The sequence below is a fragment of the Cryobacterium sp. N22 genome (genome assembly GCF_002929555.1).
GTDB lineage: Bacteria > Actinomycetota > Actinomycetes > Actinomycetales > Microbacteriaceae > Cryobacterium.
In genome coordinates, this window is sequence record NZ_PJJP01000034.1 from 126,056 (window position 1) to 139,466 (window position 13,411).

The window sequence follows — 13,411 nt, forward strand, 5'->3', positions numbered from 1 at the left end:
TCCGCGATTTTTGGGGCTTAGCTCACGGTTCGCGGGACGTCAGGGTGTCCATGGTGCGCTGGATGGCGACGGCCGCGGCGCCCTGCGCCCAAGAGATGAATCCGCTCGCTTCCAGCAGCACGTCAACCTCGGCGGCCTCCGGGTCGCGGTCGGCCAGGATGGCGGCATCCATCTCGGCGCGCGCGATCTCCAGGAAGCCCAGCCCCTCGCCGGCGAGCACCACGTGTTCCACCATGGCGAGGTTGGCCACCGCGGCAATCAGCCGGCCCAGTGCGGTTCCGGCGGCGCGCAGCACGGCGAGCGCCACCGGGTTGTCGTTCTGCGCGAGCTCGAGCACCTCGGCGTAGCTGACCGGGCGCCCCAGGGCCACCTCCACCTGCGCACGGATGCTGGGAATGGTCAGCAGCGCGGTGGAGCAGCCGCGGTGGCCCAGGAAGCACAGCGGTCCGGTGGGGTCGAGCGGGAAGTGCCCGCCCAGGCCGAGGCCCGCCTGCGAGGTGCTGACCACCTGGTCGTGCATGACGAGGCCGTAGCCCACGCCGGCACCGACGGTGAGCACGGCGAAGTTGGAGAACCCTCGACCCAGGCCGAACCAGTGCTCGGCCGCCGCCAGGGCCACGACGTCGTTCTCGACCATGACCGGCACCTTCAGCTGCGCCTCTACGGCATCCGCCAGGGGCACCCCGCGCCAGCCCAGGAACGGTGCGCGGTCGACCACCCTGTTGTCGGAGACCTGGCCGCCGACGCTGATGCCGATGGCGGAGAACTCCTGCTCGTTCGCCAGCTCCCGGGCCAGGTCCACGATCACCGCGACGACGTCGTGCAGCTCGTGGCTGGGCAGCGGGCGGGTGGCCCTGCTCCCCTCCGCGGCGCGCAGGTCGGTGGTGACGGCGACGGCCGTGTCGCCCGTGAGCTTCACGCCCAGGAACTGCCGGGCATCCGCGCGCACGTCGAGCGGCTTCGCCGGGCGGCCCATGGCGCCCTCGAGCTGCTCGGTCACCTCCACCAGCAGGCCGCCGTCGAGCAGGGGGCGCGCCAGGCGGGTGAGCGTGGCCAGCGACAGGCCGAGCCGTTGGGCCAGCACACTCCGCAGGATCGGCCCGTGGATCAGGACCTCCCGGGCCAGCTCGCTGGACGGTGCGCGGTAGCGGCGCTCGGCGGCATCGACGGATGACATGGGTGGGCAACTTTCGATCGGACAGTGCCGGCACGGCGCCCCCTGCGCCATCGGCGCTCAGGGGCTGGTGAGTACGATCAGAATACCGGTTCCGCTCGCCCCGTTATGTTGCAAAACGCAAGAAAATGAAGCCGTCGAGCGCGCAGACTTGCGGGTTTCCGGGTGGATCCGGCCAACTTGACTTTGCTTTACTTGCAATATAGAAATATATGCATGTCCCACCACAGTGTCGTCGTGAATAACAGTGTCGTCGTGAACAACAGTGCCGTCGTCCATCTCCGCAACGGCGGCACCAGCGTTCTTGTCGATCCGAGCGGCCCCGGCCTTCCCGTGATCGTGCACTGGGGCGCCGACCTGGGCTCCCCCGATGCCGCCGACCTCGACGCCATCGTGCTGGCCACCCTGCCCCAGCGCGTCTCCGGCGGTCTCGACGTGCCGGCCCGCCTCGGCCTACTGCCCCAGGAGTCCACCGGCTGGCAGGGCACCCCTGGCCTGACCGGCAGCCGCGCGGGCCGGTTCTTCTCCCCCGCACTGGTCACCACCGCCATCGAGCACACCGGCAACACCCTCACCGCGCACGCCACGGATGACATCAACCGCCTGGCCCTCCGCATCGACCTGGCCGTCGACGCGGCCGGCGTGCTCAGCTCGAGCCTCACGCTCACCAACACCGGCGACGACGACTACGACCTGGTCGACCTCTGCGTCACCCTGCCGCTGCCCGCCAGCGCCACCGAGATCCTGGACACCACCGGCCGGCACTTGCGCGAACGCTCCCCGCAGCGGCACGCCTTCACCCAGGGCCGGCACCAGCGCGACAGCCGCAAGGGCCGTCCCGGCGCGGACGCGACCCTGCTGCTGGCCGCCGGGACCCCCGGCTTCGGTTTCGAGAGTGGCCTCGTGCACGCCGTGCACCTGGCCTTCAGCGGCAACCACCGCTTGGCCGCCGAGAAGCTCGTCACCGGGTCGGCGTTCCTGCAGGCCGGCGAGCTGCTCGCCGCCGGCGAGATCCGCCTCGCCCCCGGCGCCGGCTACAGCACCCCCACCGTGATCGCCTCCTGGGGCGACGGGCTCAACGAGCTCTCCGCCCGCATCCACACCCGCCTGCGCTCCCGCGACGTGCACCCGCGCACCCCGCGCCCGGTCACCCTCAACACCTGGGAGGCGGTCTACTTCGACCACGATCTCGGCCGGCTCACCGCACTGGCGCAGGCCGCCGCCCGCGTCGGCGTCGAACGGTACGTGCTCGACGACGGCTGGTTCCTCGGCCGTCGCGACGACACCGCCGGCCTCGGCGACTGGGTCGTCGACGCCGACGTCTGGCCCGACGGCCTCGGCCCGCTGATCGACACCGTCACCGGCCTCGGCATGCAGTTCGGCCTCTGGGTCGAACCCGAGATGGTCAACCCGGACTCCGACCTGGCCCGCGCGCATCCCGACTGGCTGCTGCAGGCCGCCGAACGGCTGCCCGTCGAGGGCCGCCAGCAGCAGGTCCTCGACCTCTCGCACCCGGATGCCTACGCCTACATCCTCGCGAGCCTCGATGCCTTGCTCGTGGAATACCCCATCGGCTACCTCAAGTGGGACCACAACCGCGACCTCGTCGACGCCGGCAGCACCCGCACCGGCACCGCCGCCGTGCACGACAACGTCGTGGCCCTGTACGCCCTGCTCGACGAGCTCAAGGCCCGCCACCCCGGCCTGGAGATCGAGAGCTGCGCTTCCGGCGGCGCCCGCGTCGACCTCGGCATCCTCGACCACACCGACCGCATCTGGACCAGCGACTGCATCGACCCGATCGAACGCCTCACCATCCAGAAGTACACCGGCCTGCTGGTGCCCTACGAACTGATGGGGGCGCACATCAGCGGCCCCGAATCGCACTCCACCGGGCGCCGCCACGACCTGTCGTTGCGCGCGGGCGTCGCCCTGTTCGGCCACCTCGGCATCGAGTGGGACATCAGTGCGCTGTCCGCGGCCGAGGAGACCGAGCTGATCAGCTGGATCGAGCTCTACAAGGCCAACCGCGCCCTTTTCCACACCGGAACCTCGGTGCACGTCGACCACGCCGACCCGGCCGTCGACCTGCGCGGCGTGGTCGCCGCCGACCGGAGCGAGGCGATGTTCGTCTTCAGCCTGGTCGCCAGCAGCGCGGCCTACCCGGTCGGGCCGCTGCGCTTCACCGGCCTGGCCGACGACACCCGCTACAGCGTGCGGCTGGTCAACCGGGAGCACACCGGCGTCGGCAACGGCCAGTCCCCGCTGGTGTGGGCGGAGAAGCCACTGACCCTCACCGGCCGGGCACTGCGAACCATCGGCCTGCAGGGGCCGGTGCTCTTCCCCGAACACCTCGCTGTTTTCCAGATCACGTCCGCTTAGGCGGACCGAGCGCAAGGAGGCGCCATGAAACCACCCCGCACCACGTCCCGCCCCAGACCGCGTCGCCGGCGGGCGACCGCCATGGTCCTCGCGGCCGCGGCCCTTGTCGCCCTGAGCGGATGCTCCGCCTCCGCCGGCGCCGGCGACGTCGTCACCCTGAACTTCTTCCAGTTCAAGCCGGAGGCGGTGGGCGACTTCACCGCCATCATCAAGGACTTCGAGGCCGAGAACCCGGGCATCAGGGTTGCCCAGAACTCGGTGCCGGAACCTGACACCGCCATCCGCACCCTGCTCGTGAAAGACAAGGTGCCCGACGTTCTCACGCTCAACGTCAACGGCAACTACGGTGAGCTCGCCAGGGCCTGCATCTTCGCCGACCTCGGCGAGAACCCGGTCGCCGACACCGTGAAACCGGCCGTGCAGGACATCGTGCAGTCGCTGGGCACCTGCGGCGCCGACGGCGCTGACGAGGTCAACGCGCTGCCGTTCGCCAGCAACGCCTCCGGCATCCTCTACAACCCCGATATCTTCGCCGCGAACGGCGTGGAGGTGCCCACCACCTGGACCGAGCTCGTCGCGGCCGCCGACACCTTCCAGGCCAACGGGGTCTCCCCGTTCTTCTGCACGATGAAGGACTCCTGGACCGCCAACCCGGCCTTCGTCAACCTCGGCGGCACGCTGATGCCCGACGGCTTCTTCGACACCCTCCGCGAGGAGAGCACCGGCGGCGCCGGCACGGTCTCGTTCGCCCAGGACTTCGCCGAGGCCGCCGACAAGGAGGTGGCACTGTTCGAGTACTGCCAGGACAACTTCGCCAGCCGCGACTACAACGCCGGCAACAAGGCCTTCGCCGACGGTGAATCGGCGATGTACCTGCAGGGCTCCTACGCGATCCCCGCCATCCGTGCCAACAACCCCGACGCCAGCATCGGCTCCTTCCCCTACCCGGTCACCGACGACGCCGACAGCCGCGTCGCGGTCTCCGGAGTCGACGTGGGCATCATGATCGGCCGGGACACCCCGCACGCCGCCGAGGCGCAGAAGTTCGTGGATTACCTGATGTCGCCGGACGTCGTGACCGCGTATTCCGAAGCGCAGAGCACCTTCTCGCCGCTCAAGAATGCCGCACCCAACAACGACCCCGCCCTGGCCGGACTCGAGCCGTACTTCTCTGCCGGCACGATCATCGGCTTCATCGACCACCAGATTCCCGCGGCGGTCCCGCTGCCGAACCTGCTCCAGACGCTGGTGATCACCGGCGACACCGAGACCTTCCTCGCCGACCTGGATTCCGAATGGGACAAGGTCGCCGCCCGCACCACCACGCAGAGACAGGGGAAGTGAGCATGACCTCCACTGCCACGCGGGCGAAGACGCCCACCGCAACACCGCGCCCCCCGGCGCGCGTCCGCTCGAATATCGCCCGCACACCGCGCACCTTCTACTGGATGGTGGTGCCGGCCGTCGTGATCTTCTTCGCCCTGCACACGATTCCGGTCTTGAGCGGCATGTTCTTCAGCCTGACCAACTACGCCGGCTACGGCACCTGGGACCTGGTCGGCTTCTCGAACTACATCAACCTGTTCCAGGACGACCGGGTGCTCAACTCCTACGGCTTCACCTTCGGTTTCGCCATCGTGTCCACCCTCCTGGTAAACGTGATCGCGCTGGCCATCGCGCTGGGCCTGAACTCGAAGATCAAATTCCAGGCCGCGTTCCGCGGGGTGTTCTTCATCCCGTACGTGTTGGCGATCCTGATCATCGGCTACGTGTTCAACTACCTGTTCGCCAACTCGTTCCCGGCGATCTTCACCGCGCTGGGCCTGCCGGGGCTCTCGGACAACCTGCTGGCCAGCCCCGACTTCGCCTGGATCGGCATCGTCATCACCACGGTCTGGCAGGCGGCGGCGTTCAACGTCATCCTCTACCTGGCCGGGCTGCAGACCATCTCCGCCGACCTGTACGAGGCCGCCGCCATCGACGGCGCCTCCGGCTGGCGCCGGTTCCGGTCGATCACCTTCCCGCTCATCGGCGCGTACTTCACCATCAACATGGTGCTCTCGTTCAAGTCGTTCCTGCAGGTCTTCGACCAGATCGTGGCCCTCACCGCCGGCGGACCGGGCACGTCCACCGAATCCATCGCCCTCGTGATCTTCCGCGGCGGCTTCCAGGGCGGTGAGTACGGGTACCAGATGGCCAACGCCGTGGTCTACCTCTTCGTCATCATCATCGTTTCATTTCTCCAGCTGCGCATCCTGCAGCGCCGGGAGGCGAGCTTCTCATGACCGACACCCTCACCCAGACCAGCGCACCGCTGCCAGAGACCCCGGATGCGCCGACCCGCGCACCCCGCACCCGCCGGCGCCTGGACGGCGGCAACGGCGGCACCAACTGGTGGCTCACCGCGCTGATCGCGGTGTGCTCGCTGACCGTGCTGATCCCGCTGTACTTCACCGTCGTCACCGCGTTGAAGACGCCCGACCAGCTCGGCGGCACCGGGTTCGAACTGCCCACCAGCATCCGCTGGGAGAACTTCGCGGATGCCTACCAGCTGACGAACTTCCCGCGGGCGCTGATGAACACGGCCCTGATCACGGTGGGCGCGGTGTTCCTCACGCTGCTCACCAACTCGCTGGTGGCCTACGCGATCGCCCGCAACATGCACAAGAAGTTCTTCAAGGGGCTGTACTTCTACTTCCTCGCGGCGATCTTCGTGCCGTTCCCGATCATCATGCTGCCGGTGGTGAAGGAGACCGCGATGCTGGGCATCGACACCCCGGTGGGCCTGATCCTGCTGTACACGGTCTACGGGCTCTCGTTCAACATCTTCATCTTCGTGGCCTACATCAACTCCATCCCGGTGGAGCTGGAAGAGGCCGCCCGGCTGGACGGCGCGAGCACCTGGATGGTGTTCTGGAAGGTGATCTTCCCGCTGCTGTCCCCGATGAACGCCACGGTCGGAATCCTCACCTGCGTGTGGGCGTGGAACGACTTCCTGCTGCCGCTGGTGGTGCTCTCCGACCCGTCGGCGCGGACCCTGCCGCTGGCGCAGTTCATCTTCCAGGGCCAGTTCAACACCAACTACCCGGTGGCGTTCGCCTCCTACCTGATGGCCCTGGCCCCGCTGCTGGTGGTCTACGTGATCGCCCAGAAGTGGGTGGTGAGCGGCGTCACCCGCGGTTCGGTGAAGTAGCCGCCGCAGCCAGAGACACTCGCGCGGCCCGGCCTCCCTCGGGGAGCCGGGCCTCGTGGGTTGAATCCACCTCGGCCCGCACCGCACTGTACGGTGCTGCGTCAGTGCACCAGGATCTTCAGCAGCATGGCGAGCAAGCCCAGGGCCGCCGTGGCCAACGCCCCGCAGACCCGCCAGTACCAGGCGACCCGCATACCGCCGAAGGCGATCCAGCCCGCCGCCGCCAGGATGGCCACCTCGACCCAGAGCGCGGTCCAGTAGGCCACTTCGCCTTCGTGCACCCCGAGGAGTCCGAGCAGCAGGAAGACCAGGGGCGGAATGCTCGCGAATACCAGCCCTCGGGAGTCCTTGAGCGCCGACCGGACCGATGCCCTGACGTGCACGGTCTCGGTGTCGGGCCGGCGCCGTTGCGCGGCGATGGTGTGCGCGAAGACCTCAGTGGCCCAGAAGATCAGCATGCTCACCAGGGTGATCGCGAAGACATCGAGGATGCCACCGGCCTCGTCGGCCACCGCGATCACGACACTGACCAGCACGGTGCCCGAGATGAGTTCCTGAGTGATGAACTCCCGTCTCAGCCAGGCGCTCGACCAGGGCCTCACTGTCTCCGCATCCACTGGTCTCCATCCCGCGCCGCGCGTCGGCGTTCTTCGATACGATCTTTGCCCCGACCATCCGACGGTGTCTAGGCCCGCTCCCAGCGGTTGTGCCGGAGAATGGGAGGGACAGCAGAGGGGGCGGCATGTCGCGGAAGAGGCGCGCGGAACAACTTCGGGCGATTGCAACACACGTCCTGACGGCACCGATCCTGCTCGAGGGGGACGCCGACGAGCTCCTCACCGTGATGCGAACCGGCGCGCGCGCAGCGGGGATTCCGGAGACCGACCGCGCGTCGGCGACGCAGCCGGCACGTGTCGTCGTGGTGGCCATCCAACGCGATGCCCGGCGGTCCTCGCTCGTGAAGGCGGCGTCGCTGCTTCGGGACCTGAACGACCACATCGCGCCGGACGCCGTGCGGATCATCGTGGTGCAGAGCCGCCGGTCCAAGCTCGCGCCCCCGAAGCTGCAACGTCTGGTGGCGTCGGAGGTCCTGTTCCATGTGGCCCTGGCACTCTCGAACGTCGTGCCGGGCCAGAAGGAACGCACCCTCCGGCAGCGGTTCGGCCTCACCACCCTGGACGCGGCAGGATTCCGTATTCTGCGCTTCGGCTAGCGGCACCCCGGCATTGCCAAGTGAGGGTTACCTAACTTAGAGTGGATCGCGATGTCTACTCCCACCGCCGCACCGGCCCGTCCCGTCCGGCCGCAAATCACCCTCTCGGTCGTCCGACGCGAACAGCTGAGCCCGCACCTGGTGCGGATCGTCCTCTCCGGCGATCAGTTCGAGAACTTCGTGACGAACGACGCGACCGACAAGTACGTGAAGATCCACTTCGCCAAGCCGGAGCTCGGACTCACACCGCCGTTCGATGCCGCCCTCCTGCGCGAAACCCTCGCCCCGGAAGACCTGCCGGTGACGCGCACCTACACCGTGCGCAACGTGGACCTTGACGCGCGCACCCTCTCGATCGACTTCGTCGTCCACGGCACTGAGGGTCTGGCCGGACCGTGGGCCGACGCGGCCCAACTCGGTGACCGCCTGTCATTCTCCGGCCCCGGCGGCGCTTACGCCCCCGACCCCGGTTCCCACTGGCACCTGTTCGCCGGCGACCAGTCCGCACTGCCCGCCATCGCATCCGCCCTGGCGTCGCTGCCGGCCACGGCAGAAGGACTGGCCTTCATCCAGGTGCCGAACGCGACCGAGATCCTGGAGCTGGCCGCTCCCGGCGCGGTGCAGATTCAGTGGCTGTTCGGTACCGACCCCGGCCAGCTGTCCATTGCGGTGGATGCCGCGACCTGGCTGCCCGGCCGGCCGCAGGTCTTCGCGCACGGCGAGCGCTCGGCGATGAAGGGCCTGCGCGAGGTCTTCTCGGCACGCGGCGTGCAGCGCTCAGAGCTCTCCCTGTCGGGGTACTGGGCGCAGGGCCGCACCGAGGACCGGTTCCAGGCCGAGAAGCGTGAGCCGGTCGGCCAGATCCTCCCCGTTCCCGAGCAGTCACCGACGCTGAGTCGATGACGCCGCCCGTCGGCACCGTGACGGTTCGCCCCTACCAGGCGAACGATGCCGAGGGCACGCTCGCCGTTTTCCTGGACGCCGTGACCGTCACCGCCGCCAAGGACTACTCGCCCGAACAGGTTGCGGCGTGGTCCGCGCCCAAGGAGCGCGACCTCACGGAGTGGAACCTGGCCCGCACCGGGCTCGGGACCGTGGTCGCGATCAGTGACGGGGAGCTGGCCGGCTTCTCTGACGTGAGCGCCGACGGGTACATCCACATGATGTTCGTGGCTTCACGGTTCGGCCGGCGAGGCGTCGCTCGCGACCTGCTGGCGGCGGTCGAACGGCGAGCGCACAGTCTCGGCGTTTCGTCGTTGTCGACAAACGCGAGCATCACCGCTCGCCCGTTCTTCGAACGATACGGGTTCGTCATCGTTGCGGAACAGCATCCGGTCACCCGGGGAGTGCGCATGCGAAACTTCCGGATGGCGAAACAGCTCAGCACTCCTCCTGGCGACGCTGAAAGCTAGTCGACCACCGCAGCGACCGCTTCGATCTCGACGAGCTGGTCGGTGTAGCCCAGGACCGTCACACCCAGCAGGGTACTCGGCGCGTCGTGCGCGCCGAAGGCGTCACGCACGACCGTCCACGCCTCGACGAGATCGCTCTGCCGGGCGGATGCGACGAGCACCCGCGTGCTCAGCACGTCACCAAGCTCGGCCCCCGCGGCCGCCAGGGCGATCACGAGGTTCTCCATCGCCTTCGCCGCCTGCGCCGCATAGTCGCCGACCCCCGCCGTGCTCCCGTCGAGGTTCACCGGGCACGCACCGGCCAGGAAGATGAGCCGGGCACCGGCGGGAGCGGTCGCCGCATAGGCGTACTCGGCGACTGAGGAGAGGGCAGCGGAACGAATCAGGGTGACGGCAGAGGGCATGCCCCACGGTATCGCCCCGCTGCCGGGTGCTCAGAGCCGGGTCAGCTCGATCAGGATGGCGGTCTCCGGATACAGGATCGGCGGCCGAAGCCCGATCTGCGCCAGCGCCGCCCCGGTGCTCTCCAGCCCGGTCAGCCAGCTCGGCTGCTGGGCCTGGGTGGTGCCCGCCGCTCCGGCCGGTTCCACCAGCCGCACCCGGTAGCGCGCCGCCGGGTCGAGTCCGGGCAGCAGGATGCGCCGCGGGTTGCTGCCACCGGCCGCGGCCAGCTGCACGTAGGCGAACACGGCCTCGCCGCCATCCTGCGCCACCACTCCGTGCAGGAACGCCGTGTCGTCGGCCTGCTCGACCCGCACCACCCGGCCCGTGTGCAGCAGTGCGCGCTTCTGCTTGTAGTAGGCGGCCCAGGAGGCGAGGGCGGCGCGTTCGGCCGGGGTGGCCTCGGTGATGTCCCACTCGATCCCGGCGTGGCCGAAGAGGGCCGTGATCGCGCGGAAGGACAGGGCGTGCACCCGGCCGGTGGTGTGCGAGTGAGTCGGGCCGATGTGGGTGCCGAGCAGCTCAGGCGGGATCGCGAACTGGGTGTAGCGCTGAATGTACTGGCGTTCGAGGGCGTCGTTGCAGTCCGAGGTCCAGAACCTGTCGGCGTGCTGGGTCATGCCCAGGTCGACCCGGCCGCCGCCGGAGGAGCAGGACTCGATTTCCAGCCGCGGGTGGCGGCGCTTGAGCTCGTCGAAGAGCCGGTAGATCGCCTCGGTCTGGCGGCGCACGCCGGCAACGCCGAGGTGGGCGGGCTCGGTGAGCACCCTGTTGTGGTCCCACTTGATGTAGCTGATGCCGTACTCGGTGAGAATCGCGTCGACCTGGCCGAGCACGTGAGCGTAGGCGCCCGGGTGCCCGAGGTCGAGCACCTGCTGGTGCCGGGCCTCCGGCGGGATCCTCCCGCCGGCCTGGAAGATCCACTCGGGGTGCTCCCGGTAGACGTCGGAGTCGACGTTGACCATCTCGCCCTCGAACCAGAGCCCGAATTCCATGCCCGCCGCTGCCACCCGGGCGGCCAGCGGCCCCAGCCCGTCGGGCCAGACCATGGGGTCCACGATCCAGTCGCCAAGGCCGGCAAAATCGTTGCGACGGCCGAGGAACCAGCCGTCGTCAAGCACGAAACGTTCCACGCCCACCTCGGCGGCCGCGTCGACGAGGGCGCCGAGCTTGACCAGGTCGTGGTCGAAGTAGACGGCCTCCCACACGTTCAGCGTCAGCGGGCGTGGCCGGACCGGATGCTGCGGCCGTGCGCGCAGCCAGCGGTACAACCGGTCGGTCATGCCGTCGATGCCCGCATCCGAGAAGGTGGCGGCCACCGTGGGCGCGGCGTAGCTCGCACCGGGGGCGAGGATCGATTCGCCGGGCAGCAGGAGCTCGCCGGCGCCGAAGGAGGTGTTCCCGTTCGGCAGTCGTTCGACCAGGTGCCTGGTGTTACCGCTCCAGAGCAGGCCGGTGCTCCACACCGAACCGGTCTGGTAGTCGGCGCCGTCGGAGAGGGCGAGTTGCACGATCGTGTAGTCGTGGCCGGAGCGGCCCTCGCGGATCTCGCGCGCCCAGGTGCCCACCTGGATGGGCCGGCGCTGCGGCTGGCGCTCCTTCAACCAGCGGCCGGTGAAGTCGAGGGTTTCGGTCGCGGCGTCGGGCAACGGCAGCCAGGTGGTGAGCTCGGTGAGGTCGAAGGGGGTGGCGCCGTCGTTGGTGACGGTCTGGCTGATCAGGAGCACACCGGCCGGTTGCAGGTCGAAGGTGACGCGAACGGTGAGGCCGGCCACGGCATCCGTCGACTCGACAAGCAGGGTGGCCGCCGTCGCTTCGACCCGGTTGACGGTGAACAGCTGCGACCAGTCGGCGCCGGCCCGGTGCCCGAGAACCGACGGGCGGCCGAGGAATCCGCGGGCATTTTCCCGCCAGAGGCCGGGGGCGACCGGCTCGTCGATGCTCGACTGCGGAACCCCGTCGTGCAGCAGATCGGCGACCTCGCCCGCCGATCCCGGCGCGCCGAGCCCGGCTCCCCAGTGCTGGATCACCGGGGTTCCCGTCGCCAGGTCGACGCGGAGGCATACCCCATCGGCGACGAGTTCGATCAGGGTGTCGGGGATACTCACGGGCTGGCTCACGGCGGTTCCTTCAAAGGGTGGGTGGTGGTGGAGCGCCGATCGGCTGGGTTCCGGCGGGATCCCAGCCGATCGGCTCGTGCAGTGGTGCGATGCTACTTGAAGAGCGCGTTGATCTCCTCGTTCACGGGGGTGAGCGCACTGGCCGGGGACTTGCCCGACATGATCGACTCCATCACCGGGGTGACCAGGGCGAGCACATCGGAGCGGTGGTCGGTGATCGAGTAGAGGAAGGTCGTGTCATCGTCGACCTGCATGATGAACGGGCTCACGTCGATGTCCTTGGCGGCGAACGCCTCCACCGCGGCGTCGGTCGCCGTGGTGATGGCGGGGAAGACGACGGCAGCTTCGGCTACGACGTCCTGGCAGGCGCTGGAGCCCAGGTACTTCACCCATTCCCAGGACTCGTCGGGGTGGTCGGTGCCGGCCCAGATGTTATCGGCGAGGCCGTTGAGCATCGACGCGCGCTCGCCGCTCGGGCCCACCGGGGTGGGGGCGATCGCCGGCGTGAAGGTGTCACTGGCCGAACCGAACACGGCTCCGGTCATCCATGAGCCGTTGCCCACCAGGGCGGCCTTGCCCGCTGACAACTGGTCGGCCCAGCCGATGCCGGTCTGCGCTTCGAAGGTGGGCATGTAGCCCTTCTCCACCAGCGAGTACCACCAGTCGATGGTGTCCTGGAATGCGGGGTCGTCGAAGTTGTACTCGTCGCCCCAGGCGCCGTTGGTCTGTGTCCAGCCGTTGGTCTGGGTGAGGTAGGCCCACTGGGTCTGGCCGTCGGCGCCGCCGGAGTTCTCCATCCACAGGCCGTAGGTTTCCACGTTCGACTTGTCGAAGCCGGGCTCGTCGCCGCGCACGCCGTTCTTGTCCACGGTGAGGTGCGCGATGGCCGCCTCGTAGCTGCCGCCGTCCTCGGGGTTCCAGGTCAGGGCGCCCAGCTGCTCGGCGGTGAGGCCCGCGGCGTCGGTGAACTGCTTGTTGTAGAACAGGGCGACGGTGTCGAAGTCCTTGGGCAGGCCGTACTGCTTATCGTCCGAGCCCTTCCACAGGTCGGCCAGGCCGGCCTGGTAGATGGAGAGGTCGACGCCGTCGGCCTTGATGTAGTCGTCCAACGGCAGGATCTGCTCGTTGAGCATGAACTCGGGGAAGTTGGCCAGGTGGCCGGTGAAGACGTCGAAGTTCTCGCCGGAGACGAAGCCGGTGTTGATCTTGTTCCAATAGTCGTCCCAGCCCAGCTGCTCCACATCGACGGTGATGGTGGGGTTGGCCTCGTGGAAGTCCGCTGCGCACTGCTCGTAGGCGGGCAGCTGGTTCGCGTCCCACAGTCCGTAGGACAGTGTGGTTCCGTCGGCCGAATCGGAGCCCGCGGGGGCGGAGCATCCGGTGAGGACGAGAGGAATCGCGGCGAGGGTCAGGATCGCCAGTCGGTTCTTCTTCATGGTCGTGTTCTCTTTCTCTTGGGGGTTGGGGAGGGGCGCG

12 protein-coding genes are annotated in these 13,411 nt (G+C 68.8%); 7 read left to right on the plus strand and 5 right to left on the minus strand.

Annotated elements, in window-relative coordinates:
* Positions 1-22: 22 nt before the first annotated feature.
* Positions 23-1,177 (minus strand): ROK family protein, encoded by a 1,155-nt coding sequence (locus tag CXY76_RS09760; RefSeq protein ID WP_104164039.1) that lies wholly within the window; start codon positions 1,175-1,177, stop codon positions 23-25.
* Positions 1,178-1,390: 213 nt separating this feature from the next.
* On the opposite strand from CXY76_RS09760, the gene CXY76_RS09765 reads away from it, so the two are divergent.
* Genes CXY76_RS09765 through CXY76_RS09780 form a run of 4 tightly spaced genes read left to right on the plus strand, consistent with a single transcriptional unit; the run spans position 1,391 to position 6,749 of the window.
* Positions 1,391-3,556, plus strand: a complete 2,166-nt coding sequence (locus CXY76_RS09765) for an alpha-galactosidase (protein ID WP_104164040.1) — start codon at positions 1,391-1,393, stop codon at positions 3,554-3,556.
* Between the two features lie 24 nt (positions 3,557-3,580).
* Entirely contained in the window at positions 3,581-4,900 is a 1,320-nt protein-coding gene (locus tag CXY76_RS09770) for an ABC transporter substrate-binding protein (protein WP_104164041.1), read from the plus strand.
* Between the two features lie 2 nt (positions 4,901-4,902).
* Positions 4,903-5,841, plus strand: coding sequence for a carbohydrate ABC transporter permease (locus CXY76_RS09775; protein WP_104164042.1), 939 nt, complete (start codon positions 4,903-4,905; stop codon positions 5,839-5,841).
* Positions 5,838-6,749 (plus strand): carbohydrate ABC transporter permease, encoded by a 912-nt coding sequence (locus CXY76_RS09780; protein WP_104164043.1) that lies wholly within the window; start codon positions 5,838-5,840, stop codon positions 6,747-6,749. The genes CXY76_RS09775 and CXY76_RS09780 overlap by 4 nt, the downstream gene beginning before the upstream one ends.
* A 101-nt stretch (positions 6,750-6,850) precedes the next feature.
* On the opposite strand, the gene CXY76_RS09785 is transcribed toward CXY76_RS09780, so the two are convergent.
* On the minus strand, positions 6,851-7,366 hold the full coding sequence (locus CXY76_RS09785; RefSeq protein WP_146073420.1) for a hypothetical protein: 516 nt from the start codon (positions 7,364-7,366) through the stop codon (positions 6,851-6,853).
* A gap of 125 nt (positions 7,367-7,491) precedes the next feature.
* Between CXY76_RS09785 and CXY76_RS09790 the strand changes: the two genes are divergently transcribed.
* The 3 genes from CXY76_RS09790 to CXY76_RS09800 are packed head-to-tail and all read left to right on the plus strand — an operon-like array spanning position 7,492 to position 9,374.
* Positions 7,492-7,962, plus strand: coding sequence for a hypothetical protein (locus tag CXY76_RS09790; protein WP_104164045.1), 471 nt, complete (start codon positions 7,492-7,494; stop codon positions 7,960-7,962).
* Between the two features lie 51 nt (positions 7,963-8,013).
* A complete protein-coding gene (locus tag CXY76_RS09795) occupies positions 8,014-8,865 on the plus strand; it encodes a siderophore-interacting protein (protein WP_104164046.1) in 852 nt (283 codons plus the stop codon).
* Complete coding sequence (locus CXY76_RS09800) at positions 8,862-9,374, plus strand: GNAT family N-acetyltransferase (protein WP_104164047.1); 513 nt, start codon at positions 8,862-8,864, stop codon at positions 9,372-9,374. The genes CXY76_RS09795 and CXY76_RS09800 overlap by 4 nt, the downstream gene beginning before the upstream one ends.
* Here the strand turns inward: CXY76_RS09800 and CXY76_RS09805 are convergent.
* From CXY76_RS09805 to CXY76_RS09815, 3 genes are all read right to left on the minus strand, one after another.
* Positions 9,371-9,778, minus strand: a complete 408-nt coding sequence (locus CXY76_RS09805; protein ID WP_104164048.1) for a RidA family protein — start codon at positions 9,776-9,778, stop codon at positions 9,371-9,373. The genes CXY76_RS09800 and CXY76_RS09805 overlap by 4 nt on opposite strands.
* 30 nt (positions 9,779-9,808) lie before the next feature.
* Positions 9,809-11,935 (minus strand): alpha-galactosidase, encoded by a 2,127-nt coding sequence (locus CXY76_RS09810; RefSeq protein ID WP_199190259.1) that lies wholly within the window; start codon positions 11,933-11,935, stop codon positions 9,809-9,811.
* Between the two features lie 92 nt (positions 11,936-12,027).
* Positions 12,028-13,371, minus strand: a complete 1,344-nt coding sequence (locus CXY76_RS09815) for a sugar ABC transporter substrate-binding protein (RefSeq protein ID WP_104164049.1) — start codon at positions 13,369-13,371, stop codon at positions 12,028-12,030.
* Positions 13,372-13,411 lie beyond the last annotated feature (40 nt).

Excerpts from the sequence above, each read along its gene's own strand:
- CXY76_RS09765 (WP_104164040.1), top strand. The coding sequence starts at position 1,391 with ATGTCCCACCACAGTGTCGTCGTGAATAACAGTGTCGTCGTGAACAAC.
- CXY76_RS09775 (WP_104164042.1), top strand. The coding sequence starts at position 4,903 with ATGACCTCCACTGCCACGCGGGCGAAGACGCCCACCGCAACACCGCGC.
- CXY76_RS09800 (WP_104164047.1), top strand. The coding sequence starts at position 8,862 with ATGACGCCGCCCGTCGGCACCGTGACGGTTCGCCCCTACCAGGCGAAC.
- CXY76_RS09805 (WP_104164048.1), bottom strand. The coding sequence starts at position 9,778 with ATGCCCTCTGCCGTCACCCTGATTCGTTCCGCTGCCCTCTCCTCAGTC.
- CXY76_RS09760 (WP_104164039.1), bottom strand. The coding sequence starts at position 1,177 with ATGTCATCCGTCGATGCCGCCGAGCGCCGCTACCGCGCACCGTCCAGC.
- CXY76_RS09815 (WP_104164049.1), bottom strand. The coding sequence starts at position 13,371 with ATGAAGAAGAACCGACTGGCGATCCTGACCCTCGCCGCGATTCCTCTC.
- CXY76_RS09795 (WP_104164046.1), top strand. The coding sequence starts at position 8,014 with ATGTCTACTCCCACCGCCGCACCGGCCCGTCCCGTCCGGCCGCAAATC.
- CXY76_RS09780 (WP_104164043.1), top strand. The coding sequence starts at position 5,838 with ATGACCGACACCCTCACCCAGACCAGCGCACCGCTGCCAGAGACCCCG.
- CXY76_RS09770 (WP_104164041.1), top strand. The coding sequence starts at position 3,581 with ATGAAACCACCCCGCACCACGTCCCGCCCCAGACCGCGTCGCCGGCGG.
- CXY76_RS09790 (WP_104164045.1), top strand. The coding sequence starts at position 7,492 with ATGTCGCGGAAGAGGCGCGCGGAACAACTTCGGGCGATTGCAACACAC.